This is a genomic window from Achromobacter sp. MUI-25009338, from assembly GCF_057359325.1.
The window spans coordinates 681,979-705,108 of the sequence record NZ_CM170627.1; the positions used below are offsets into that span (position 1 = coordinate 681,979).

Annotated in this window: 18 protein-coding genes; 6 read left to right on the forward strand and 12 right to left on the reverse strand. The window is 69.4% G+C overall.

What is annotated here, in order from left to right; genetic code table 11:
- Positions 1–54 precede the first annotated feature (54 nt).
- The 3 genes from AC1IQ6_RS03245 to pdxR all read left to right on the forward strand — a co-directional run bounded on the left by AC1IQ6_RS03245 (position 55) and on the right by pdxR (position 3,195).
- Positions 55–882 (forward strand): YggS family pyridoxal phosphate-dependent enzyme, encoded by an 828-nt coding sequence (locus AC1IQ6_RS03245; RefSeq protein WP_111826334.1) that lies wholly within the window; start codon positions 55–57, stop codon positions 880–882.
- Positions 883–906: 24 nt separating this feature from the next.
- Complete coding sequence (locus tag AC1IQ6_RS03250; RefSeq protein ID WP_485865830.1) at positions 907–1,602, forward strand: glutamine amidotransferase; 696 nt, start codon at positions 907–909, stop codon at positions 1,600–1,602.
- A 66-nt stretch (positions 1,603–1,668) separates the two neighbouring features.
- Complete coding sequence (pdxR, locus tag AC1IQ6_RS03255; RefSeq protein WP_485865831.1) at positions 1,669–3,195, forward strand: MocR-like pyridoxine biosynthesis transcription factor PdxR; 1,527 nt, start codon at positions 1,669–1,671, stop codon at positions 3,193–3,195.
- Here pdxR and AC1IQ6_RS03260 read toward each other — a convergent pair.
- The 7 genes from AC1IQ6_RS03260 to AC1IQ6_RS03290 form a co-directional block, all read right to left on the reverse strand.
- Complete coding sequence (locus tag AC1IQ6_RS03260) at positions 3,189–4,487, reverse strand: serine hydroxymethyltransferase (protein ID WP_102774127.1); 1,299 nt, start codon at positions 4,485–4,487, stop codon at positions 3,189–3,191. The two genes, pdxR and AC1IQ6_RS03260, sit on opposite strands and share 7 nt — an antisense overlap.
- A gap of 22 nt (positions 4,488–4,509) precedes the next feature.
- A complete protein-coding gene (locus tag AC1IQ6_RS03265) occupies positions 4,510–5,718 on the reverse strand; it encodes a benzoate/H(+) symporter BenE family transporter (protein WP_102774126.1) in 1,209 nt (402 codons plus the stop codon).
- 128 nt (positions 5,719–5,846) lie between these two features.
- A complete protein-coding gene (locus AC1IQ6_RS03270; RefSeq protein WP_485865832.1) occupies positions 5,847–6,728 on the reverse strand; it encodes a patatin-like phospholipase family protein in 882 nt (293 codons plus the stop codon).
- Positions 6,729–8,711: a flavin-containing monooxygenase gene (locus tag AC1IQ6_RS03275; RefSeq protein WP_111825909.1), complete on the reverse strand. Its 1,983-nt coding sequence runs from the start codon at positions 8,709–8,711 to the stop codon at positions 6,729–6,731.
- 140 nt (positions 8,712–8,851) lie between these two features.
- A complete protein-coding gene (locus tag AC1IQ6_RS03280) occupies positions 8,852–9,817 on the reverse strand; it encodes a tripartite tricarboxylate transporter substrate binding protein (protein ID WP_485865833.1) in 966 nt (321 codons plus the stop codon).
- A gap of 32 nt (positions 9,818–9,849) precedes the next feature.
- A complete protein-coding gene (locus AC1IQ6_RS03285) occupies positions 9,850–10,842 on the reverse strand; it encodes a ketopantoate reductase family protein (RefSeq protein WP_102774122.1) in 993 nt (330 codons plus the stop codon).
- Between the two features lie 46 nt (positions 10,843–10,888).
- Positions 10,889–11,668, reverse strand: a complete 780-nt coding sequence (locus AC1IQ6_RS03290) for a class II aldolase/adducin family protein (RefSeq protein ID WP_102774121.1) — start codon at positions 11,666–11,668, stop codon at positions 10,889–10,891.
- A gap of 283 nt (positions 11,669–11,951) precedes the next feature.
- Between AC1IQ6_RS03290 and AC1IQ6_RS03295 the strand changes: the two genes are divergently transcribed.
- Positions 11,952–13,463, forward strand: coding sequence for a class I adenylate-forming enzyme family protein (locus AC1IQ6_RS03295; protein ID WP_485865834.1), 1,512 nt, complete (start codon positions 11,952–11,954; stop codon positions 13,461–13,463).
- Here AC1IQ6_RS03295 and AC1IQ6_RS03300 read toward each other — a convergent pair.
- Positions 13,438–14,349 (reverse strand): LysR family transcriptional regulator, encoded by a 912-nt coding sequence (locus AC1IQ6_RS03300; protein WP_485865835.1) that lies wholly within the window; start codon positions 14,347–14,349, stop codon positions 13,438–13,440. The genes AC1IQ6_RS03295 and AC1IQ6_RS03300 overlap by 26 nt on opposite strands.
- 179 nt (positions 14,350–14,528) lie before the next feature.
- Between AC1IQ6_RS03300 and AC1IQ6_RS03305 the strand changes: the two genes are divergently transcribed.
- Complete coding sequence (locus AC1IQ6_RS03305; RefSeq protein WP_485865836.1) at positions 14,529–16,049, forward strand: argininosuccinate lyase; 1,521 nt, start codon at positions 14,529–14,531, stop codon at positions 16,047–16,049.
- A gap of 1 nt (position 16,050) precedes the next feature.
- Here the strand turns inward: AC1IQ6_RS03305 and AC1IQ6_RS03310 are convergent, their stop codons facing one another.
- The 3 genes from AC1IQ6_RS03310 to AC1IQ6_RS03320 all read right to left on the reverse strand — a co-directional run bounded on the left by AC1IQ6_RS03310 (position 16,051) and on the right by AC1IQ6_RS03320 (position 20,483).
- On the reverse strand, positions 16,051–18,528 hold the full coding sequence (locus tag AC1IQ6_RS03310; RefSeq protein ID WP_485865837.1) for a heavy metal translocating P-type ATPase: 2,478 nt from the start codon (positions 18,526–18,528) through the stop codon (positions 16,051–16,053).
- A gap of 114 nt (positions 18,529–18,642) precedes the next feature.
- Positions 18,643–18,765: a putative transporter small subunit gene (locus tag AC1IQ6_RS03315; protein WP_209164568.1), complete on the reverse strand. Its 123-nt coding sequence runs from the start codon at positions 18,763–18,765 to the stop codon at positions 18,643–18,645.
- Positions 18,766–18,791: 26 nt separating this feature from the next.
- Entirely contained in the window at positions 18,792–20,483 is a 1,692-nt protein-coding gene (locus AC1IQ6_RS03320) for a sodium:solute symporter family protein (protein ID WP_102774116.1), read from the reverse strand.
- 573 nt (positions 20,484–21,056) lie between these two features.
- On the opposite strand from AC1IQ6_RS03320, the gene AC1IQ6_RS03325 reads away from it, so the two are divergent.
- On the forward strand, positions 21,057–22,253 hold the full coding sequence (locus tag AC1IQ6_RS03325) for an amidohydrolase family protein (protein ID WP_485865838.1): 1,197 nt from the start codon (positions 21,057–21,059) through the stop codon (positions 22,251–22,253).
- On the opposite strand, the gene AC1IQ6_RS03330 is transcribed toward AC1IQ6_RS03325, so the two are convergent.
- Positions 22,234–23,109: a LysR family transcriptional regulator gene (locus AC1IQ6_RS03330; RefSeq protein WP_102774114.1), complete on the reverse strand. Its 876-nt coding sequence runs from the start codon at positions 23,107–23,109 to the stop codon at positions 22,234–22,236. The two genes, AC1IQ6_RS03325 and AC1IQ6_RS03330, sit on opposite strands and share 20 nt — an antisense overlap.
- Between the last annotated feature and the right edge of the window lie 21 nt (positions 23,110–23,130).

The following is a 23,130-nucleotide window of genomic DNA, read 5'->3' on the forward strand; positions in this document are numbered from 1 at the left end:
CTGGCGCGCGCAGTTCCGCGCGCGCCGCGCGCCACATCCCTGCACGAGGCAGTCATGAACCAGGATACCCAGGATCTGGGCAGCGATACCCAGACGCAGCACGACCAGCACGGCCGCTGGCCGCAAGCCGAAACGGTCGAGGATTTCCGCCGCAACCTGGCGGCGGTGCATGCGCGCATCGACGCCGCATGCGAACGCGCCGGGCGCGATCCCGCCGGCGTGCGCCTGCTGCCCGTAAGCAAGACCGTGGACGAGGCCCGCATCCGGCTGGCCTATGCCGCGGGTTGTCGATGTCTCGGCGAAAACAAGCTGCAGGAAGTCTCGCGCAAGTGGGAAGCCATGGCCGATCTGACCGACCTGAAATGGTCTGTCATCGGCCATTTGCAAACCAACAAGGCCAAGCTGGTGGCGCGCTACGCCGCGGAATTCCAGGCGCTCGACAGCCTCAGGGTGGCCGAGGCGCTGGACCGTCGGCTGCAGGGCGAAGGCCGCTCGCTGGACGTGTTCGTCCAGGTCAACACCTCGGGCGAAGCCAGCAAATACGGCCTGCAGCCCGACGAGACGGCGGCCTTTCTGCGCCAGATGCCGTCGTTTCCGTCGCTGCGCGTGCGCGGGCTGATGACGCTGGCGCTGTTCTCGGCCGAGGCGGCGCGGGTGCGGCAATGCTTCGTGCTGCTGCGCACGCTGCGCGACCGGCTGCGCCAGGAATGCCCGCAGGGCGTGGGCCTGGACGAGCTGTCCATGGGCATGTCGGGCGACTACGAAATCGCCATCGAGGAAGGAGCCACCGTGGTCCGCGTCGGGCAAGCCATCTTCGGCGCCCGCAACACGCCCGATTCCTACTACTGGCCGGCCGAATCCGGCCCGGACGCCGCGGCCTGAGCGCCGTCTTTTCGGAGAGCCGCCATGAACCGCAACGCGCTGGTCGTCCGCCACGTTCCGTTCGAAGACCTGGGCATCCTCGCCCCGCTCCTGCAAGACCGCGGCTATGCCGTGCAATACCTGGAGGCGGGCGTGGACGCGATAGACCCCGACGCGCTGGCCGCGGCCGACCTGGCCGTGATCCTGGGCGGTCCCATCGGCGTCTACGAGACCGGCCGCTATCCCTTCCTGCAGGACGAATTGTGCGCCATCGGCCAGCGCCTGCGGCAGGACAGGCCGACCCTGGGCATCTGCCTGGGCGCGCAGCTCATGGCGGCGGCGCTGGGCGCCGAGGTCGCGCCCACCGGCCGCGCGGAAATCGGCTATGCGCCGCTGACGCTCACCGCCGACGGCCTGGATACGCCGCTGCGCGAGATCCAGTCCGTGCCGGTGCTGCACTGGCACGGCGACCAGTTCGCCATTCCGTCCGGCGCCCGCCGGCTCGCCGAGACGCCGGGGTTTCCCAATCAGGCTTTCGCGCTCGGGCCGCACATACTCGGCCTGCAATTCCATCTCGAAGCCGACGCCGGCCGCATCGAGCAATGGCTGATCGGCCATGCCTGCGAACTGAGCCTGCGCGGCGTCGATCCGGCGGCCATCCGGGCCGACGCCGCCACGCACGGCGCGGCGCTGGCGCATTGCGCCGGCCTGGCGTTCGGCTTGTGGCTGGACGGATTCTGAAGCGCCCGCCTTGCGGGCGCCACGGATAGAATGGCCGGCCCGGTTCCATAGCCCCGAGCAGACCGCATGGCCAAAACGTTCGAACTCGACACGCTGAAAATACGCCTGAACGACGCGGACCTGCTGCGCCTGGACCTGAACCAGCGCATCCAGCGCGCGCTGCGCGCGCTGATCCTGGACACCGCGCTGGCGCCGGGCGTGAAGCTGCCGGCGACCCGCGTGCTGGCCAGGTCGCTGAGCGTGTCCCGCGACACCGTCGAAAATGCCTACGTGCAATTGCATCGCGACGGCTACATCGTGCGGCGCGAGGGATCGGGCAGCTATGTGTCGGACTCGGTGGCGATCCCGCTGCGCGGGGCGGCGCCCCGGCGCGCCAGGCCGGACGCCGCGGGCCGAGCGGCCGAGCCCGGCGCGGGCTTGAGCCGGCGCGGCCGCGCGATACTGGACAGCGGCGGCGTGGCCGACCAGCAATCGATCAAGGCCTTCGCCACCGGCCTGCCCGAAACCCGCAATTTCCCGCTCGAAATCTGGGAGCGCCTGCAGCGGCAGGCGTCCAGGGATTACCGCGCCAGCATGCTGCTGCATGGCGACCCGCAGGGCGCCGAGCCGCTGCGCAAGGCCATCGCCGCCTACCTGAACCTGGAGCGCGGGGCCAAGGTCTCCGCCGGGCAGATCCTGGTGCTCAGCAGCACGCGGCAGGCCCTGTACCTGTGCGCGCAGCTGCTGGCCGACGCCGGCAAGCCCATCCTGATGGAGAACCCCGGCTACTTTGGGGCCAGAAAGGCGTTCGAGGCGGCGCAGGCCTGGATCGCGCCCATAGCCGTGGACGCGCACGGCATCCGCACGGACCTCCTGCGCGCCGACCGCAGCGGCGCGAACTGCGTATACGTGACCCCGTCGCATCAGTACCCCACGGGAGCCACGCTGTCGTTGGCGCGCAGGCTGGAACTGATCGACTGGGCGGCGGCCGGCGGCAAGTGGATCATCGAGGACGACTACGACAGCGAATTCCACTACGACGGCCCGCCGACCGCCTGCGTGCAGGGCCTGGACCGTCATCAGCGCACGCTCTATCTGGGCACCTTCGCCAAGACGCTGTATCCCGGGCTGAGGCTGGGATACATGGCGCTGCCGCCGGAACTGGTGGACGCCTTCACCCGCGCGCGCAGCATCATGGACGGCCATACGCCGCAGATCCTGCAGCTGACGCTGGCGCGCTTCATGGAAGACGGGCACTACAACTCGCACGTGCGCGCGATGCGCAAGCTCTATGCCGGACGCCGCCAGGCCTTGCTCGACGCCATCGGCCGGCACCTGGACGGCATCGCCACGCCCGCGCGTCCGGCGGGCGGGCTGCAGCTGCCCTGTCTGCTCGCGCGCGGCTGGTCCGAAGCGGAAACCATCCGCCAGGCCGCCGCCGTCGGCCTGCGGCTGCCCGGGTTGAGCCGGCTGTACGCCGGACCCGAACGCAGGCAGGGCTGGCTGCTGGGCTACGCCTCGCTGACCACCTACGAGATCGAGGCCGCGATGCTGCGCCTGGCCAACGCGCTGGGCAGCCGGCCCCGGCGCGCGCGCCAGCCGCGGCCTCAATAGGGCAGCGGATAGCGCTCGACCAGCGCGGCCACGCCTTCGCGGATCGCGTCTTCGCCGCGGCGGTCCACGGCGCCGGCGCGTAGCGCGCCCAACAGGGCCAGCATCATGTCGCCGATCTCCTGGAACGCGTCCGGCCCCATGCCGCGCGAGGTGCAGGCCGCGCTGCCCACGCGTATGCCGGAGGTCACGGCCGGCCGCGCCGTATCGTGCGGCACGGCGTTCTTGTTCAGCGTGATGCCGACCCGCTCCAGCGCCTGTTCCGCGACGTTGCCCGCCAGCCCCCACGGACGCAGGTCCACCACGCCGAGGTGGCAGTCGGTGCCGCCGGACACGATGGAAAGGCCGCCCTGCGACAGCCGCGCGCACAGCGCCTGCGCGTTCTCGACCACGGCGCGCACGTAGGCGCGAAACGACGGTTGCAGCGCCTCGCCCAACGCCACCGCCTTGGCCGCCACGACGTGCATGAGCGGGCCGCCCTGCAGGCCGGGGAAGACGGCCGAGTCGATCTTTCTGGCGATCTCGTCGTCGTTGCTCAGGATCATGCCGCCGCGCGGGCCGCGCAGCGTCTTGTGCGTGGTGGTCGTGGTGACGTGCGCATGGGGCACGGGCGTGGGGTAGACGCCGCCGGCGACCAGGCCGGCGAAATGCGCCATGTCGGCCATGAAGAACGCGCCCACTTCGTCGGCGATGGCGCGGAACCGGGCGAAGTCATAGGTGCGCGCGTAGGCCGACCCGCCGGCGACGATCAGCCGCGGCCGTTCGCGGCGCGCGATGCGCGCGACCTCGTCCATGTCCACCCGCTGGCTGTGCGGATCCACGCCATAGCTCACGGCCTGGAACCAGCGTCCGGAAAGATTGACCTGGGCGCCGTGCGTCAGGTGTCCACCGGCCTTGAGGTCCAGGCCCAGAATCTTGTCGCCGGGCGCGAGCAGCGCCAGATAGACCGCCTGATTGGCCTGGCTGCCGGAATGTGGCTGAACGTTGGCGTGGCGGGCGCCGAATAGGCGCTGCGCCCGCTCGATCGCCAGGCGTTCGGCCACGTCCACGTTGACGCAGCCGCCGTAGTAGCGGCGGCCCGGATAGCCCTCGGCGTATTTGTTGGTCAGCACCGAGCCCTGGATCTCCAGCACCGCGCGGCTGACGAAGTTCTCGGAGGCGATCAGCTCGATGGAGCGCCGCTGGCGCAGCCGTTCGGCGTCGACGGCGCGCCACAGTTCGGGATCGGCCTGTTGCAGGGGCAGGGCGCTGACGCCGGCCGGCGCCAGCCCTTCGGAAATGGAAAGATCGGTCATGTCGGTTCGCGTGTCGGTGGTTTCAGGGTTTGGCGGGGCTGCCGGCCAGCCGGGGCTGGCCGCCGTGGATCAGCAGGTGGGCGGTCAGGCCGGCCACCAGGCCCCAGAACGCGCCGCCCACGCCCAGCAGCGTGACGTTGGCGGCGGTGGCCAGAAAGGTGATGAGCGCGGTTTCGCGGGTGCGGGCGTCGGCCATGGCGTTGGCCAGGCTGCCGCCGATCGCGCCCAGCAGCGCCAGGCCGGCCAGCGTCGTGATGAAGGCCTTGGGCAGCACCATGAACAGCGTGGCCAGGGTGACGCCGAAGGTGCCGACCAGGATGTAGAACAGCCCGCAGGCCAGGCCGGCCACGTAGCGCTTGGCCGGATCGGGATGCGCGTCGCGGCCGGTGCAGATCGCGGCGGTGATGGCCGCCACGTTGAAGGCGTGCGCGCCGAACGGCGCCATCAGCAGCGAGCCCAGGCCGGTCACCGTCACGATGGGATTGGCGCTGGTCTGGTAGCCGTCGTGGCGCAGCACCAGCATCCCCGGCATGTATTGCCCGGTCAGCGTGATGATGAACAAGGGCAGCGCCACGCCGAGCAGGGCCTGCAGCGAAAACCGCGGCATTTCGAAGACCGGCGCGGCCAGGCTGAGATGGATCGCCGAAAAATCGATGCGGCCCTGGGCGATCAGCAGGCCCACGCCGATCAGCAGTATGCCCACCACCGCGAAGCGCGAGGTGAAGCGCTTGAGCAGCGCATAGGAAATCACCAGCACGATCACCAGCAGCGGGTCGGCGCTGGCGCCGCCGAAGGCGTTGACGCCGAACTGCAGCAGTATGCCGGCCAGCAGCCCGGCGGCGATGCCGCCCGGAATCATGCGGACCAGCCGGTCGAACGCGCCGGACAGGCCCAGCGCGATGAAGCCCAGCGCCGAGATCACATACGCGCCGATGACTTCGCCGTAGGGCGTGAACGGCATCACGGTGGCCAGGAACGCCACGCCGGGCGTGGACCACGCGGTGATGATGGGCGCCTTGTAGCGCCAGCTCAGGAGCGCGCCGGTGACGCCCACGCCGACCGACACGGCCCACACCCAGGACGCGGTCTGGGCCGGCGTGAGCCGGGCCAGTTCGGCGGCCTGGAACACCAGCACGAAAGTGCCGCCGTAGTTGACCAGCACCGAGATCAGCGCCGCGACGGTGGGGGAAAAGAGATCGGCGGCTCGAAGGCGCGCCGGCGATGCGTTCATGTAGCACTCCGCGTTCGTCTGGAAACCCGGCTGGACGGCCAGCCGGGCGCGAACCCGAAGTCTAGGATCGGTGTGGCAGGTCTGTTCATGCCACATTCGCAGGGATGGGCAGACCGCTTTTGCGCCGCTCAGCCGTCTGAGGGCGGATTCCAGACGGCCCGCACGGCGCGGGCCAGGGCCGCGGCCTGGCGCACGCCGGCCGCGGCGGCGTCGACGATGCGGGCGGGATCGAGCACGTTGTCGCCGATGGCCTGCGCGCTCGCCTCGTCGGGCAGCAGCGCCAGCGCCGCGCTGCCGCCGGCCTGCAGCTCGCGCAGTTCGCGGCGCAGATGGCCGCTGACCGGATTGCCGTCGCGGTATCCCAGCGGCGCCAGCCCCGCCACTTGCCGGAACCCCGCCGCCATGTCGGCGTTGGTCATGGAACGGATGCCCCCGTCCATGTAGGCCGACTCGCCGATGGCCACGGCGGGCCAGGCTCCCGGCACCGCGCAGCTGGCGGCGACGGCGTCGATGAAGTCCACGCCATCGCCGGCGCCGAAGCCGCGCGCCTCGCCGGTGTGCGCGTCGACGGCCACCACGCGCAGGGGCTTGGCGGGCCAGCCGGCGCTGCCCAGGCGCGCGGCGATGATGGCGCGCCGCACGGCCGGCGCCGGCGTGGCGCTGCGCAGCGCGTAGGCGCCGATGCGCTGGCGCGCCCGGCGCAGGTCGCCGCCGACTTTCTCGTACAGCGCGCGGTTCTTTTCATCGGCCGCTTCCTGCGAATAGGGCCGCGCGCGTTCGGCGGCGGCCGCGTCGCCGTTCAGTTGCGCCGCCAGCAACTGCGTCAGCGGCACGCCGCGCGCCAGCTGGGCGCCGACGACGGAGCCCGCGGAGCAGCCGATGAACAGGTCGGCCGCGGCCAGGTCCACGCCCTGGCGCTCCAGCCCCGCCAGCAAGCCGATTTCCCATGCCAGCCCGGTCACGCCGCCGCAGCCCAGGACCAGGCATCGTCCATGTGCGGGCCGCGCCATTCAGGCCGCCTCCTCGCGGGCGCGCCGGGGCTGCGCCGACGCGCTGCGGTAGTGGTAGTCGCCCATGTCGGTCTTGCGCAGCATGTGCCAGTAGTCGTCGTTGCGAAACGGCGTGGGCGCCACCACCTTGCCGTGCGCGTTCCTGTACCAGTTGCTCATGCCCTTGTGGGTCCAGATCATGCGGTCATGGGCGGCCTGCACGCGCGCGTTGTAGGCGTCGTGGCGGTCCTTGCGGACCTCCAGCTCGAAGCGGCCGCCGGCGCGCGCCATGCCTTGCTGCAGCAGGCCCATGACGTAGCGGACCTGGGTTTCCAGCAGCGCGACCACGCTACCGCCGTGGCCCAGCGCCGTATTCGGCCCGGCCAGGATGAAGAGGTTGGGAAAGCCCGGCGCGGCCACGCCCATGAAGGCCTCCGCGCCTTTTTCGTCCCAGGCCTCGCGGATGGAGCGGCCGCCGCGGCCGTACAGCTTGAACGAGGACAGCAGGTTGATCGCGTCGAAGCCCGTGGCCACCACCAGCACGTCCAGCTCATGGGCCGTGCCGTCGTCGCTGACCACCGCCCTGGGCGTGATGCGCTCGATGCCGCCCGTGACCAGCCTGACGTGATCGCGCGCCACGGTGCGGAACCAGCCGTTGTCCATCAGCATGCGCTTGCCGAACGGCGGGTAGTCGGGCAGTACGTCGGGCAGCAGGTCCTGGCGCGCGCCGAGTTCGGCCTTGATGTAGTCGGTGAAATGCTCGCGGTGCCGGTCGTTGATCTTGTTGATGGAGCGCTCGGGATGCGGCCAGTCCGGATCGATCTGCAAGGTGGCGTGGACCCTGTCGTTGAAGATCCAGGCCAGCCGCTGCCGATACCACTCCTGGTAGTAAGGCACTTCGCGCAACAGGAAGCGCACGTCCTGCGGCACCGGTTTCTGGAATTTTTCGAAGGGCGCGGCCCATTGCTTGGAACGTTGGAAAATGGTCAGCGATTCGACCTGGTCGGCGATGGCGGGAACGACCTGCATCGAACTTGCGCCATTGCCGATGATGCCCACCTTCTTGCCGCGCAGATCGATGTCCGCCGGCCAGTGCGCGGTATGAAAGCAAGGGCCGGCGAAGCTGTCCAGCCCGGCGATGGCGGGCAGCTTGGGCACGTTCAGCAGTCCCACCGCGCTGATCAGGATGTCGGCCACATAGTCCTGCTCGCGGCCGTCCCCGTCCACGGTGCGCACGCGCCAGCGCATGTCGGTCTCGTCGTAGCGGGCGGACGCCACCTTGGTGTTGAAGCGGATGTTCCGGCGCACGCCGTACTGGTCGGCCACGCCTTCGAAGTAGCCCTGGATCTCGCCTTGCAGCGCGAAGTAGCGCGACCAGTCGTGCTTGGCGAAGGAGTACGAATAGATGTGGTTGGGCGTGTCGACGCCCGCGCCCGGATAGCGGTTCTCGTACCAGGTGCCGCCGACCTCGGCGTTCTTCTCGATCACGACATAGGGAATGCCGGCGCCTTGCAGGCGGATCGCGGCGCACAGCCCCGCCACGCCGGCGCCGATGACCAGCACCCGATAGCCCTCGGGCACCGGGAACGCGTCGCGCTGTTCGAGCGCGAAGTCGGGGTCCAGGCCCAGCCAGGCGGCGATCATTGGGCCGTACGAATCGGGGATCTCTTCGCCCACGCTGGTGCGCAGCATGGCCACCAGCTGCGCGTGCGTGGGGGCGGGCAGCCCGGGCGCCAGGCCTTGCCGGGCGCGCACGATGGCCGCATGGGCCGCCGCGCGTATCTCGTCCTGCACCGCGTCGGGCAGGCCGCCGGGATCGTTGTCCTCCAGCCCCTTGATGCGCGAACACTGGAAGCGTTCGGACAGCCAGCCGGTGTCGCCGGTCAGGTGCACCAGCACCATCAGCAGGGTGGGGATGTTGGCGCTGGCCAGCGCGCGTTTCAGCCGGGCCTCCCATGCGTCTGCGCTGGGCGGAATATCGGAGGCCGGGGTGTCGCGTTGCATATCGCGTTGCATAGGGGTCCTTCGGAGTAGACGGAAAAGCCGGGGCCGCGCGGCGGCGCATCGTTGCGGGCCACGGATCGTCGGCATGGTTGGGGGGAAGCGGGCGGCGCGGTCTGTCCGCGTCCGCCCGCGAGGCAGCGCTATTCGGCGCTGGCGCCGGACTTCCTGATCAGCTCGGCCCATTTGGCGCTGTCGCTGACGATGAAGGCGCCGAACGCATCGGGCCGAGTGAACTGTCCGTCCAGCCCCATCTTCCTGAACTGTTGCTGGATGTCGGGCGCCGCCTTCATTTTCTGCAGCGAGGCCTGCAGGCGCTCGACCACCGCGGGCGGCGTGCCGGCGGGCGCCACGATGCCCAGCCAGGGCATGGCGTCGTAGCCGGGCAGCCCGGACTCTTCCACCGTGGGCAGTTCGGGCAGCACGGCGGAGCGGGTCTTGGTGGTGACGGCCAGCGGGCGCACCTTGCCGCTGTCGAGGAAGGGCTGGGCGGCGGCGATGTCCACGAACAGCATGTCGACTTCGCCGCCGGCCACCGAGGTCAGCGCGGGCACGCTGCCCTTGTACGGGATGTGCGTCATCTTCAACCCGGTGAGCGCAGCGAAGAGCTCGCCCTCCAGATGGTTGGATGTGCCGTTGCCCGAGGACGCGAACGTCGCGGCGCGGCCGTCCTTCTTGAGCGTGGCGATGAGGTCCTTCACGCTGCTCGCCTGGACCTGCTTGCCGGTCACCAGGATGTGCGGCACGCTGGCGATCAGCGACACGGGCTGGAAGTCTTTGACCGGGTCGTAGTTCGCGGTGTTCTTGTACAGGCTGGGCGCGATCCCCAGCGACGAGGCCGCCATCAGCAGGGTGTAGCCGTCGGCGGGCGCCTTGGCCACGTAGGCCGATGCGATCATGGTGCCGGCGCCGGGCTTGTTGACCACCACCACGGGCTGGCCCAGGTCGTCCTGCAGCTTGGCGGCGATCTGGCGGGTCATGACGTCCGTCACGCCGCCGGGCGTGAACGGCACCACGATGTTGACCGGCCTGGCCGGATAGTCCTGCGCCTGGGCGGCCGCGCTCGCGCACAGCAGGGCGGCGGCGAGGCAGTGCGATAGCCATTTCATGTCTTGTCTCCTGTTGTTGTCCCGGTTGGGTATCAGAGCGAACCGGCGCTGCGGTTCCGATGCCGGATCAGGCCCCACACCATGTTGGCGCAGGGCATGTCCAGGTCTAGTTTTTCGGCGATCTCGACCATGGCGCCGATAAGCGCGTCGGTCTCCAGCGGCTTGCCCTTGAGCGCGTCCTGCAGCATCGAGGTCTGCGCCGCACCCGAGCCGGCGGCCGCCTGCATGCGCTGCTCCACGGTCACGTCGAGCGCGAGGCCCAGCGCCTTGCCCAGCGACAGGTACTCATGCAGCAGGGCGCGGGCCAGCCTGCTCAGGTAAGGGTCCGACACCAGCGCGTCCATGCGCGCGTGGGCCAGCACGCTCAGCGGGTTGAAGGTGGCGTTGCCTGCCGCCTTGATCCAGACGGCCTCGTGGATGCGCGGGCTGGCCTCGCATTGCACGCCGGCCTGCGTCAGCAGGCGCGCCAGCCGCAGCGCGCGCGGCGACAGCGCGCCGTCCGGCTCGCCGATGGCGAGGTTGTTGCGCGCGTCCTGCGACGCGACGCCGGGCTGCGCGCTGTGCGCGGCGATATAGACCACGGCGCCCAGCACCCGCTCCAGCGGCACCGCGCGCGCCAGCACGCCCTGGGGGTCGACCGAGACCAGCGGCGCGGCGCCCAGCGGCGAGTCCAGCGTGGGCAGATACCACCACGGGATGCCGTTGACCGCGGGCACGATGGCGCCGCCGGCGGCCAGCATGGGCATGAGGCCGGGAGCGATCGCGGGCAGGGCCTGCTGCTTGACGGTCAGGAACAGATAGTCGACCTCGCGTATCTGCGCGGGATCGTCCGTGGCGTGCACGGGATGGCGGTGAACGGCGCCGTCCACGGCCAGGCCCGCGCCGTGCCGGCGCAGGGCGTCCAGGGTCTCGCCCCGCGCCACCACGGACACGTGGCATCCCGCCTGGGCCAGGCGCGCGGCCAGCAGACAGCCGATCGCACCCGCACCGTATACCGCGATGCGGCACTGATGAGAATTTTCCATTGCTACGCTGCGAAAGTGGGCCGCCCGGGAGGCGGCGCGGTTGCCGCTACTGTTTGTAGGCGGGCCGGATGCCTTCCAGCATCCGGAGCAGGGGAGGCCAGTGCTTGTGGCGCGAAGGGCGGTCGAGCTTGTCGAACTGGCGCCCGACTTTTTCCGCGACGGCTTCGGGCGGAACCACCAGGGGCAGGCCGCCGGCCAGCGCCGCAACCTGCGCCTGGCAGGCGCGCTCCAGGTAGAACATGGCGTCGAACGCGTCGGGCACGCTGGCGCCGCAGGCCAGCAGGCCGTGGTTGCGCAGAATCATCGCGTTGTGCGGCCCCAGGTCCGCCACCAGGCGCTGCTGCTCGTCCATGTCCAGCGCCACGCCTTCGTAGTCGTGGTAGGCCAGGCGCCTGTGAAAGCGCATCGCGTGCTGCGAGATCATCAGCAGGCCCGTCTGCTGCGCCGAGACCGCGATGCCGGCGGCCGTGTGGGTGTGCATCACGCAGGCGGCGTCGTGCCGCGCGCGGTGGATGGCGCTGTGGATGACGAAACCGGCCGGGTTGATGCCCAGCCCGGTCCGGTCCAGCAGGATCTCGCCGTCGATGTTCACCTTGACCAGGTTCGACGCGGTGATTTCGTCGAAGGTCAGGCCGTAGGCGTTGATCAGGAAATGCGGCTCGTCGCCCGGAACCCGTGCCGATATGTGGGTATAGATGTGGTCGGTCATGCGCATGGCCACCGCCAGGTTGTAGGCCGCGGCCAGGTCGACGCGCACCGCCCATTCCTCGGCCGATACCTGATCCTTGATCGATGCTGCTGTCACGACTGCCCCTCCGGTTTCCATGGTTGCTGCCTGGACGGCGCATTGGCGGCGCCTTTGATGCGCAGTATAGGTTTTCCGGCCTGCCGCGACTAAGCAAACGTTTTGATGGAAACGCATAAATCGCATCAATGCGTCGGCGGCAAAGCAATGCATGAAAAACCTTGATCGAAACGCATAAAAACGTTTAGCTGGTGCGCGCATGGGCCGGTTCCTATACTGGTTTTCTTCCCACGCGGCGCGGGTGCGCCATTGAAAATCAGAACATGCCGGAGGCTGGATGGACGCTGTAGGAAATCGCACGATCATGGATTTGCTCGATGAACAGGCGCAGTGCCACGGGCATCGGATAGCGGTCGTGCATGAGTACCAGAATGGCGACGTCAGCCAGCTCAGCTACATCCAATTGCGCGAGGCCGCCATGCGTTTCGCGGCGGGGCTGCAGGCACGCGGCGTCAGGCCTGGCGACCGCGTGTTCGTGTTCATGGGCAATACGGCGGAGTACGTGCCGCTGTGGATGGGGTTGATGCTGGCCGGCGCGGTCATCGTGGCCGGCAACATCTACCTGACGGCTCCCGAAGTGGCCTATCAGCTGGAGCATTGCCAGCCCGCGCTGGCGGTGGTGGAGCCGGCGCACGAAGCGCTGGTGCGCGAGGTCTGCGCGGCGATGGCGCAGGCGCCGTCCATCGCCTGCGTGCCGCGCGGCAGCCTGAAACCCGAGGGCCTGTCGTGCGAGCTGGCCGCGCCGCCGGAGTCGTTCCGCGCGCCGCCGCAGGGCAGCGACGACCTGGCGCAGATCCTCTATACCTCAGGCACGTCGGCGCGGCCGAAGGGGGTGATGCTGACGCAGGCCAACCTGCTGTGGTGCGGCCAGGCGGGCGCGGCCAACAGCGGGCTGTCGCGCGCCGACCGCGTGTTCAACAACAAGCCGCTGTTCCATGCCAATTGCCAGGAAACGGTGCTGTCCTGCCTGACCGCGGGCGCCACCGCCGTGATCGGCGAACGCTACAGCGCATCGCGCTACCTGCGCCAGTTGATCGAGCACCGCATCACCATATGCAGCCTGTCAGGCATGCTGTGCCGCACCTTGCTGAACCAGGCGCCCTCGCCGTTCGATACCGCGCACCAGGTGCGCTATGCGGGCTACGCCATCAATATTTCGGAGGCCGAGATCGAGGCCTTCGTGGCGCGTTTTCGCATTCCGCTGCGCAACGGCTACGGGCAGTCCGAGTCCATGCTCTACATCACCTTGCAGTCGCACGCCGCGCCGTCCACCTACCCGTCCATCGGGCGTCCGACGCCGGACCGCGAAGTGTTCCTGGTCGATGACGACAACCGGCCGGTCGCGCCGGGCCAGATCGGCGAGATCGTGGTGCGCGGCCATCCCGGGCGCACGCTGACGCTGGGCTATTACCGCGACCCGGCCGCGACGCAGGCCGCGTTCGACGGCGGCTGGCTGCATACCGGCGACCTCGGCTACCAGGACGCCAAGGGCAATTTCTATTTCTTCGGCAGGAAGAAGGAAGTGATCAAGCGGGCCGGCGAGAACATCTCGGCGGCCGAGGTGGAAGAGGCCTTGATGGGCCACCCCGACGTGCGCGACGTGGCGGTGGTCGGCGTGCCCGACCCGGTGCGCGACCAGTCCGTCAAGGCGTTCATCGTGCTGCACGACGGCCGCGGCGAAGACGCCGCGGCGCTCAAGGCGCATTGCGCCGAGCGGCTGGCCTACTTCAAGGTGCCCGAGCACGTGGAATTCATGGCCGAACTGCCGCGCAACGCGAGCGGCAAGGTGCTCAAGCGGGCGCTGTCGGGCGCGTGAGCGGCCGCCGCGCCGCCCGCGGCCTGCCGGTGGCGGCCTTGCCCAGCCGCGCCAGGGCCTGAACCACCTGCCGCACCACGGCCTGGCCCTGGTTGCGGTGCGTGGCGAGCGTGAACTCCAGCGTCAGCGGCTCCAGGTCCGGGTCCACCGGCACCAGCGTGCCGGCCTTGACCTGCTCGGTCACCATCATCTCCGGAAGCTGGGCGATGCCGCCGCCCGCTTCGACCACCTCGATCAGGCTGTTGAGCCGGTTGCAGCTGCAGACGTTGTCCAGGTTGGCGCCCATGGCGCGCAGTTCGTCCTGGGCGGGGCCGAAGAAGCCGGACGGACGGGACACGCACCACAGCGGTTCCGTGCGCAGCAGCGACTGCATCGAGCGGGGCTGGCCCTGGGCGTCGGTCAGCAGGCGCGAGGACACCATCCAGGACATGCGCGTGGTGCCCAGCGGCGTGCAGATGAACTGATCGTCGCGCAGCCGGTTGGCCACGATGGCGATGTCGAGCGCGCCGGAGGCCAGGTGTTCCTGCAGCTTGACCGCCAGGTCCAGCTCGATTTCGTACGAGACGCGCGGCAGCGCGCGGCGCAGCTCGGGCACCACGCGCGAAAACCAGGTCATGGAGATCTCGCCCATGCCGATGCGCACCGTGCCGGCGGCGTTGGTGACCGCTTCCGCATCGGTGAAGGCGTCTTCCACGGCCAGCAGCAGCGGCTCGACGCGTTCGACGAAGCGGCGCGCCGGCACCGTCAGCTCCAGGCGGCGGCCGCGCTTCTCGAACAGGGCGAAGCCCAGCGACTGCTCCAGCTCGCGCATGCGCGCCGATACGGCGGGCTGCGAGGTGTACAGGCGCTCGGCGGCGGCGCGGAAGCTGCCCAGCTTCGCAATCATGCACAGAGTTTCGGCGTTGACCAGGTTTGGACGGGGCATAGGCGTCAGGCAGGGATTTTCGCTCGTATGTTAATGGCAAACCGGCGCGCCATCATCGCCCGCCGCTCGGTGAAACCCGGGATATGCCGTGGCCGGGCGCGCCGATACACTGGGTTTCCCCTTCCCTCGACGAGCACGCCATGAGACTTCCGCTATCCACCCTGGGCGCCGCCCTGTCGCTGTCGCTGGCCGCGCAGGCCGCGCCGGCTCAGCAGCCGCCGCGCGATCCGTTCTTCTGGCTGGGCGAGATCAACAAGGCCACGGCCGTCATCAATACGGACGAAGGCCTGCTGGACAAAAGCATGGCGCCGCGCCTGGCCGCGGGCGTGGCCCAGGTGATCCGCGATGGCAACCAGCCCGGGGCCAAGCGCCCGGCCAGCGTCATCACTTTCGAGCCGCTCCTGATCAAGGCCGCCGGCGAGGACGTGACGCTGCTGCACGCCGGCCGATCCAGCCAGGACATGCACGCCACCTACCGCAGCGCGATCCTGCGCGACAAGCTGCTGGAGCTGGCCGGCCAGCTCAACGCCACCGCCTCCTCGCTGGTGGACCTGGCCGCGCGCCAGGCCGGCACCGTGGTGCCGAACTACACCAACGGCGTGGCCGCCCAGCCCAACAGCTACGGGCACTACCTGCTGGGCCACGCGGCCGGGCTGGCGCGCGACGCGCAGCGCATCCGCGAAGCCTACGCGCGCATCGACCGCTCGCCGATGGGCACCACGGTGCTCAACGGCACCAGCTGGCCGTTGGACCGCGAACGCATGGCGCGCTATCTGGGCTTCACGGCCCTGGTCGACAACGCCTACGACGCCTCGCAGATTTCCTCCATGGACCAGCCGGTGGAAGTGGGCGCCATCGTCGCCAGCATCGCGCTGCGCACCGGCAACTTCGTCGAAGACGTGATGACGCAGTACGCCCAGCCGCGCCCCTGGATACTGCTGCAGGAGGGCGGCGGCAACACCTACGTGTCCAGCGCCATGCCGCAAAAGCGCAATCCCGGCCTGCTCAACGACACCCGCAGCGACGCCTCGACCGCCGTGACGCTGGCCCTGGGGCCGGTCATCCAGACCCACAACATTACCCCCGGCATGAGCGACCCCAAGGACGTGAAGCAGAATTCCGCGATGGTCGACGCCGGCATCTCGGCGCTCAAGCGCTGGGACCGGGTGCTCAAGGCCATGGTGATCAATCCCGAACGCGCGCTCGAAGAGCTGAACAGCGACTGGACCGCCTCGCAGGAACTGGCCGACGTGCTGATGCGCAAGTACAAGCTGCCGTTTCGCGACGGCCACCATTTCGCCTCCGAAGTGGTGAGCTACGCCAAGGCCAACAACATCAAGCCGCTGGATTTCCCGTACGAGCAGGCGCGCCGCATCTACGCCGACGCGATGAAGGACTCGAAGTACGGCACGGAGCTGCCGATGAGCGAGGCGGAGTTCCGTTCCACGCTGGACCCGGTGGCCATCGTGAAGAACCGCGCCACGCTGGGCGGGCCGCAACCGGCCGAGATGGAGCGCATGCTCAGGCAGGCGCGCGATCAGCTCGCGTCGCAGGACGCCTGGATCAAGGCGCGCCGCGCGCATATCGACGACGCGCTGGCCGAGCTGGACAAACGCTTCGACGCGCTGGTGGCCAGCGCGTCGAAGGAGCAGGCCCGCTGATTCAGGCCGGGGCGAAGGGCGGCGCGTAGCGGCGCAGCCGCAGCGCGTTGCTCAGCACGAACACGCTGGACAGGGCCATCGCGCCGGCCGCGAACACCGGCGACAGCAGGCTGCCGTTGACCGGATACAGCAGGCCGGCGGCCACCGGGATCAGCGCGACGTTGTAGGCGAAGGCCCAGAACAGGTTCTGCTTGATGTTGCGCAGCGTGGCCTGGGACAGCCCGATGGCGTTGGGCACGCCGCCCAGGTCGCCGGACATCAGCACCACGTCGGCGGCCTCGATGGCGATGTCGGTGCCGGTGCCGATGGCCAGGCCCACGTCGGCTTCGGCCAGCGCCGGCGCGTCGTTGATGCCATCGCCCACGTAGGCGATCGGGCCGTACTGGCGCTTCAGGCGCTGCACCGCCTCGACCTTGCCGTCCGGCAGCACTTCGGCGACGACTTCGTCGATGCCGAGCTGGCGGGCGATGGCCTCGCCGGTGCGGCGGTTGTCGCCCGTGATCATCGCGACCTTCAGGCCCAGTTCGTGCAGCGCGCGGATGGCCGCGGCCGTGGTTTCCTTGATCGGGTCGGCCACCGCGATCATGGCGGCGAGCCGGCCGTTGATGGCGGCGTAGAGCGGGGTCTTGCCTTCGTCGCCCAGCCGCGCGGCTTGCGCGCCGAAGGTCTCGACGCCCAGGCCCAGTTCGCGCATGTAGCGGTCGGCGCCGATCTGGACCCGATCGCCGTCGACGCGGGCGCTCACGCCGAAGCCGGTGATGGACTCGAACTGCGAGACCGCGCCCAGCGCGATGTTCTGCGCCTTGGCCGCATCGACGATGGCCTGGGCGATGGGGTGTTCGGACTTGGCTTCGACGGCCGCGACCTTGCCCAGCACGGCGTCGCGCTCGAAGCCCTGCGCCACGACCAGGTCGGTCAGTTCGGGGCGGCCCTTGGTCAGCGTGCCGGTCTTGTCCACGGCCACGACCTTGGCGTCCTTCAGCGATTGCAGCGCTTCGCCCTTGCGGAACAGCACGCCCATCTGCGCGGCGCGGCCGGTGCCCACCATGATGGAGGTCGGCGTGGCCAGGCCCATGGCGCAGGGGCAGGCGATGATCAGCACCGCCACGGCGTTGACCAGGGCGAAGGTCAGCGCGGGTTCTGGACCGAACGCGAGCCAGACGATGAAGGTCAGCACGGCGGCCGCCATGACCGCGGGCACGAACCACATGGTGATGCGGTCGACCAGCGCCTGGATCGGCAGCTTGGAGCCCTGCGCCTGCTCCACCATGCGGATGATCTGCGCCAGCACCGTGTCGTTGCCGACCTTGGTGGCGCGCAGCGTCAGCGCGCCGTTCTGGTTGACCGTGCCGCCCACCACTTCGGAGCCGGGCTGCTTCTCGACCGGCACGGGCTCGCCGCTGATCATGGATTCGTCGATGAAGCTGTTGCCCTCCACGACCTCGCCGTCCACCGGCACGCGTTCGCCCGGGCGGACTTCGACCAGGTCGCCGGCGACCACTTCCTCGATGGCCAGTTCCAGGACCGCGCCGTCGCGCACCACGCGCGCCGTCTTGGCCTGCAGGCCGAGCAGGCGCTTGATGGCTTCGGAGGTATTGCCCTTGGCGCGCGCCTCCAGGTAGCGGCCCAGCAGGATCAGCGCCACGATGACCGCGGCGGCCTCGTAATAGACGTTGACCGTGCCGGCGGGCAGCAGGCCGGGCGCGAAGGTGGCGACGACCGAATAGGCATAGGCGGCCGAGGTGCCCACCGCCACCAGCGAGTTCATGTCGGGCGCGCCGCGCAGCAGCGCCGGAACGCCTTTCTGGAAAAAGCGCAGCCCGGGGCCGAACAGCACGATGCTGGCGAGCGCGAACTGGAGGTACCAGCTGTTTTGCGTGCCCAGGGTGCCGGCGATCAGATGGTGGAACGCCGGCACCATGTGGCCGCCCATCTCCAGGATGAACACGGGCAGCGCGAAGATGGCGGCGATGGTCAGCGAGCGCTTGAGCGCCTGGCGCTCGGCGGCCTGGCGTTCGGCCACGGCGTCGGTGTCGCTGGCGGCTTCGGCGATGGGCCGGGCTTCGTAGCCGGCCTTGGCCACGGCCTGGATCAGCGCGCTGGCGGCGACGCCGCCAGCCGCGGTGACGCTGGCGCGCTCGGTCGCCAGGTTGACGGTGGCGCCGCTGACGCCGGGCACCGCCTTCAAGGCCTTCTCGACCCGGCCCACGCAGGAGGCGCAGGTCATGCCGGTCACAGACAGTTCCACGGTGGTTTCGGCCACCGTGTAGCCGGCCTTCTGCACCGCCTGCACGGCCGCCGCCACGTCCGGCGCGCCCGCGAAGGAGATGTCGGCGCGTTCGGTCGCCAGATTGACGCTGGCCTTGCTTACGCCCGGCACGGCCTTCAGGGCCTTTTCGACCCGGCCCACGCACGAGGCGCAGGTCATGCCCTCGATGGGCAGGCTGACCGCGATGCTGTCTGCAGGGATGGAACTCATTGCCGCTCCTTGAAAACTAGGAATTTCCTGTGGATGCGACCACTATAAAGATTCCAATGATGTCAAGGTCAAGCGTTCCGGACGAAAGTTCCTCCCTGCGGGGTTAAAACGGGGTCAGACCATCGACTTTCCGCTGCGCCGGGCCGCGCGGATGTCGCGCCACAGCGTGACGCACAGAATGGCCAGGATCGCGGCCGAGATGGCCGGCCACACCAGGAAATACAACGTCAACCACATATCGGTCTCCTTGTTCGTTGTGGGGTTCAGCCCTTGGCGGGCTGGACGACGGGGCGCTGCGCCGGCGCCTGGGTCAGCGCTTCCTGTTCGCGGTGGAACGAGGTCACGCGGTCGGCCAGCAGGCCGAAATCGAAGCGCTGCGTGTTGCGCAGGCTGAGCGCGGTGCAGACCGCCGCGCTGACGCCATAGGCGGTGAGCGAACCCATCAGCACGATGTATTCGCGCAGCGTGCCGACGAAGACGGGCAGCATGATGGCGATGCCCGCCGCGCCCACGGCCAGCGCGGCCTTGCGGCCGAAGAAGCCGAACGTCATCAGCCCCAGCACCACGCCGCCGCCGACGGCCGAGCAGATTTCGAAGAACACCGCCACCGCGCCCTGGATCGGGATCAGTTCGAAGCGCACGATGGTGAACAGCACCACGGCGCTGAGCACCGACCAGACGAAGGCGCGGTTGTCCACGCGGTCCCAGTAGAAGCTGGCGATCACCGGGAACACGATGGCGCCCCACAGCGCGCCGACGAAGACCAGCATGACCAGGATGTCCAGGCGCAGGCTGGCGAAGATGACGCCGATCATGGTGGCCACGATCATGGTGGCGCGGCCCCACCACAGCATCCGCTGCGGGTCCGGACGGCCGCGCGCGACGTTCTTGCCGTAGATGTCGGTCATGACGATGGCCGACAGGGCGGCCAGGTCGGAGTCGGCGGTCGAGGACAGCGAGCCCACCACCAGCAGGAAGAACAGCGCGATGCCGAAGGGCGGCAGATAGGTCGAGGCCATCTGCGGGATGATGTTGTTCATGTCGCCGTTGGCGGGCTCCAGGCCCACGAACAGCGCCAGCAGGCCCAGCATGCCCAGGCCGATCACGACCGCGCCGTAGCCGACCGTCGCGGTCAGGAAGGTGGGCTTGATCAGGTCTTCGCGCACGGCGAAAAGACGTTGCGCGATGGTCTGGTTGCCGATGGCGTAGGCCAGCACCGCCACGAAGTAGGGCGCGCCCTGTTCAAGAATCGCCTTGGTCGAATAGAAGTCGGCCTGCTCGGCGTTCAGGCGCCACATATTGGCCTGCAGCACGTCGGGGCCGCCGGCGTTGAAGAAGATCAGCGGAATGATGATGACCGCCGCCACGATCATGGCCGCGAGCTGCGCGAAGTCGGTCATCACCGAAGTGCGAAAGCCCGACCACAGCGTATAGGACAGCACGCCCAGGCCGGCGATGAGCACGCCCTGGATGAAGGTCAGCGGGCTGAGGATGGAGACCAGCGCGCCGGCCGCGGTGAAGTTGACCATCAGGCTGATACAGCTGCCCACGATGTTCGACACCGCCATGATCATCTGGCTGGAGGTGCCGTGGCGCGCGTGGATGACTTCCGCCAGCGTGTGCGCCTTGGGCGCGAGCTGGCGGAAACGCTTGCCGAAGGGATAGATGAACAGAATCATCAGCGCGCCCCAGAAACCGTAGTGCAGGGGGCCGGACAGACCGTACTTGTAGCCCGAGGTGGCGCTGGCGTAGAACGATGCGGCCCAGATCCAGGTGGCGATCATGCTGGCCGTGGAAAGGCCGAAGCCCACCGCGTTGTTCGACACCATGTAGCCGTCGACGTTTTCGTTCTTTTCGCCGATGAACAGCGACATCAGGAATGTCGCGCCGTAAAAGCCCGCGAGCAGCAGGATGGCGGTGGTCGCCGATAGCTGAAAGAATTCTGTCTCTTGCATCGTTTTCGTCCTTTCTCCTTGGCAGCTCGGTCATGACGGACAGTCATGGCTGCGTGAGGCCGTTTCCGCGGGATGCGATGGGCGGCAAACCCCTGTGACGTTGCCGAAACACCGGGCGATCGGCCGCAGGCGCGATCGCGTGCCTGCCCGGGGCGGGCGCGACGAGCGAGCCCATGCCGGACAGCGACAAGGCACACCGTGTAGGTGTCTTGCTGCCGCGTGGGGACGAACGCTGGTTTGATTTAGACGTTGCCCAACGCGGTAAGCGATGGTCCTGCCTGGTGGGCAGGGATTTGTTCCGCAGCCTGGCGGCTGGGTAAAGGTGTTTCGGCGGGCGTTCTACGCTGCACGCCGGACCGCTGTGCGCGGCCTTGGTGTCGGTTGCCGTGGGCGACGTGCGTCGCTTTCGGGCAAACGTGATGAACTACAGCAGACGGCAAGTATAGGACCATACCCGTTTCGAGTCCAGCCCGCGCGCCGCGCGCGCCATCGCGAATCCGATTGGAGCGCATCGCAACACTTAATTGGCCGGCGCCGCCGCGCTCCGATAAGGTAAAGGCTTTGGCGCGAATCATGACAGACCGCATATACCTCAACGCCGTCGATGCCGACGGCAACGCCCTGGCGCTGGCCGTGCGCGACGGACGCATCCTGGCCATCGGCGCCGAGCCGCCCGAACTGCCGCAGGCGCAGGTGACGGACCTGCGCGGCCACCTGGTGCTGCCGGGTTTCGTCGACGGCCACATTCACCTGGACAAGAGTTTCGTCGGCGACCGCTGGCATCCGCACCGGCCGGCGGCCACGCTGCGCGAGCGGCTGGCCATCGAGAAAAGCGAACTGGCGGCCGCGCCGCCCATCGAGGCGCGCGCCGATGCGCTCATCGCGCAGGCGGCCGCGTTCGGCACCGTGGCGATGCGCAGCCACGTCGACGTGGACGCCAGCACCGGGCTGGAGAACCTCCACGCGGTGATGGCCGCGCGCGAGAAGTGGCGCGGCATCGTGGATATCCAGCTGGCGGCGTTTCCGCAGGCCGGCGTGATTTCCTGTCCCGGCACCGCGCAGCTCCTGGAGGCCGCGGTGCGCGAGGGCGCGGAGGTGGTGGGCGGCATCGATCCGTCCACGCTGGACGGCGACGCCGAGGGCCAGCTCGATTGCATCTTCGGCATCGCCGACCGCCTGGGCGCCAGGCTCGACATCCATTTGCACGAGCCCGGCATGGCCGGCGTCGAGCAGATCGGCCGCATCGCCGCGCGCACCCGCGCGCTGGGCCTGGCCGGACGCGTCGCGATCAGCCACGCCTACGCGCTGGGCGACGTGGATGCGCGCGCGCAGGACGAGGCGGCGCGCAAACTCGCGGACGCCGGCGTGGCCATCATGACCAACGCGCCCGGCGACCGCGCTTTTCCGCCGGTGCTGCGGCTGCGCGCCGCCGGCGTGCGAGTGTTCGCCGGCAACGACAACATCCAGGACAGCTGGTGGCCTTACGGCAACGGCGACATGCTGCAGCGCGCGATGCTGATCGGCTACCGCTCGGGCTTTTACGGCGACGCCGAGCTGCTGGCGGCGCTGGACATGGCCTCGCACGCGGGCGCGGCCGTGCTGGGTCTGCAAGGCTACGGGCTGCTGGCGGGCAACGAGGCCACGTTCGTGGCGCTGCCCGCGCCCAATGCGGCGGCCGCCGTGGCCGCGGCGCCGGCGCAGCGCCTGCTGTTTCGCAAGGGCGAACCGGTCGGCGAGGCCGCGACCGCCTTCAGCCGGCCCGCGCGCTGACCTCGGCGGCGCGCTGCTCGCAATAGCCGGTCAGCGCGCGCAGCAGGGCGCGGCCGGCCTCGCTGAGCCGGGCGCGTGCATACAGCGCCAGGCGCAGGCCGGCCGGCGCGGCGTAGCCTTCGGCGGCCGTCAGCACGCGGTGTTCGGGGCCGACGCAGGCGGCAGGCAGCAGGCTCACGCCCAGGCCGGCCGCCACCGCAGCCGTCAGGCTGGGCAGGCTGGGGCTGCAAAAGCGCACCTGCCAGGGCCGGCCGCAGTTCTCCAGCATGGCGGTCATTTCCTGGCGGTAGAGCGCGCCGGCCGGAAACGCGACCAGCGGCACGGCCGTGCCGGCGGCGGGCGCCGCGGCGTCGCGCGCCGCGATCCAGCACAGCGGCTCGGCCCACTGGGCGTGGCAGTCCGCGTCCACTTCCCATTGCTTGACCAGCAGCAGGTCCAGGTCGCCTTCGCGGTAGCGCCGCAGCAGCTCGTGGCTGAGGCCGCCTTCGACCTCCACGCGCAGCAGCGGATGGGCGGCCTGCACGGCCGCCAGCGTGGGCATCAGGGCCGCACCCATGAATTCTTCGGGAGCGCCCAGGCGCAGCACCGCGCTGGCCTGCGCGGCGGCTACGCTGGCGCAGGCTTCCTCGGCCAGGCGCAGGATGCTGCGCGCATACCCGAGCAGACGCTCGCCTTCCTCGGTGGGCAGGATATGGCGCTGGCTGCGGTCCAGCAGCTGGCAGCCGAGCCGGTCCTCCAGGCGCAGCACGTGCTGGCTGACGGTGGACTGGGTCAGGTGCAGGTATTCGGCCGCGCGGGTGAAGTTGCCTGTGTCCACGACGGTGATGAAACTGCGCAGCAGGACGGGATCGAGCATTGCGCTTTCCACTGAAAACCA

Excerpts from the sequence above, each read along its gene's own strand:
- AC1IQ6_RS03245 (WP_111826334.1), top strand. The coding sequence starts at position 55 with ATGAACCAGGATACCCAGGATCTGGGCAGCGATACCCAGACGCAGCAC.
- AC1IQ6_RS03250 (WP_485865830.1), top strand. The coding sequence starts at position 907 with ATGAACCGCAACGCGCTGGTCGTCCGCCACGTTCCGTTCGAAGACCTG.
- pdxR (WP_485865831.1), top strand. The coding sequence starts at position 1,669 with ATGGCCAAAACGTTCGAACTCGACACGCTGAAAATACGCCTGAACGAC.
- AC1IQ6_RS03260 (WP_102774127.1), bottom strand. The coding sequence starts at position 4,487 with ATGACCGATCTTTCCATTTCCGAAGGGCTGGCGCCGGCCGGCGTCAGC.
- AC1IQ6_RS03265 (WP_102774126.1), bottom strand. The coding sequence starts at position 5,718 with ATGAACGCATCGCCGGCGCGCCTTCGAGCCGCCGATCTCTTTTCCCCC.
- AC1IQ6_RS03270 (WP_485865832.1), bottom strand. The coding sequence starts at position 6,728 with ATGGCGCGGCCCGCACATGGACGATGCCTGGTCCTGGGCTGCGGCGGC.
- AC1IQ6_RS03275 (WP_111825909.1), bottom strand. The coding sequence starts at position 8,711 with ATGCAACGCGACACCCCGGCCTCCGATATTCCGCCCAGCGCAGACGCA.
- AC1IQ6_RS03280 (WP_485865833.1), bottom strand. The coding sequence starts at position 9,817 with ATGAAATGGCTATCGCACTGCCTCGCCGCCGCCCTGCTGTGCGCGAGC.
- AC1IQ6_RS03285 (WP_102774122.1), bottom strand. The coding sequence starts at position 10,842 with ATGGAAAATTCTCATCAGTGCCGCATCGCGGTATACGGTGCGGGTGCG.
- AC1IQ6_RS03290 (WP_102774121.1), bottom strand. The coding sequence starts at position 11,668 with ATGGAAACCGGAGGGGCAGTCGTGACAGCAGCATCGATCAAGGATCAG.
- AC1IQ6_RS03295 (WP_485865834.1), top strand. The coding sequence starts at position 11,952 with ATGGATTTGCTCGATGAACAGGCGCAGTGCCACGGGCATCGGATAGCG.
- AC1IQ6_RS03300 (WP_485865835.1), bottom strand. The coding sequence starts at position 14,349 with ATGATTGCGAAGCTGGGCAGCTTCCGCGCCGCCGCCGAGCGCCTGTAC.
- AC1IQ6_RS03305 (WP_485865836.1), top strand. The coding sequence starts at position 14,529 with ATGAGACTTCCGCTATCCACCCTGGGCGCCGCCCTGTCGCTGTCGCTG.
- AC1IQ6_RS03310 (WP_485865837.1), bottom strand. The coding sequence starts at position 18,528 with ATGAGTTCCATCCCTGCAGACAGCATCGCGGTCAGCCTGCCCATCGAG.
- AC1IQ6_RS03315 (WP_209164568.1), bottom strand. The coding sequence starts at position 18,765 with ATGTGGTTGACGTTGTATTTCCTGGTGTGGCCGGCCATCTCGGCCGCG.
- AC1IQ6_RS03320 (WP_102774116.1), bottom strand. The coding sequence starts at position 20,483 with ATGCAAGAGACAGAATTCTTTCAGCTATCGGCGACCACCGCCATCCTG.
- AC1IQ6_RS03325 (WP_485865838.1), top strand. The coding sequence starts at position 21,057 with ATGACAGACCGCATATACCTCAACGCCGTCGATGCCGACGGCAACGCC.
- AC1IQ6_RS03330 (WP_102774114.1), bottom strand. The coding sequence starts at position 23,109 with ATGCTCGATCCCGTCCTGCTGCGCAGTTTCATCACCGTCGTGGACACA.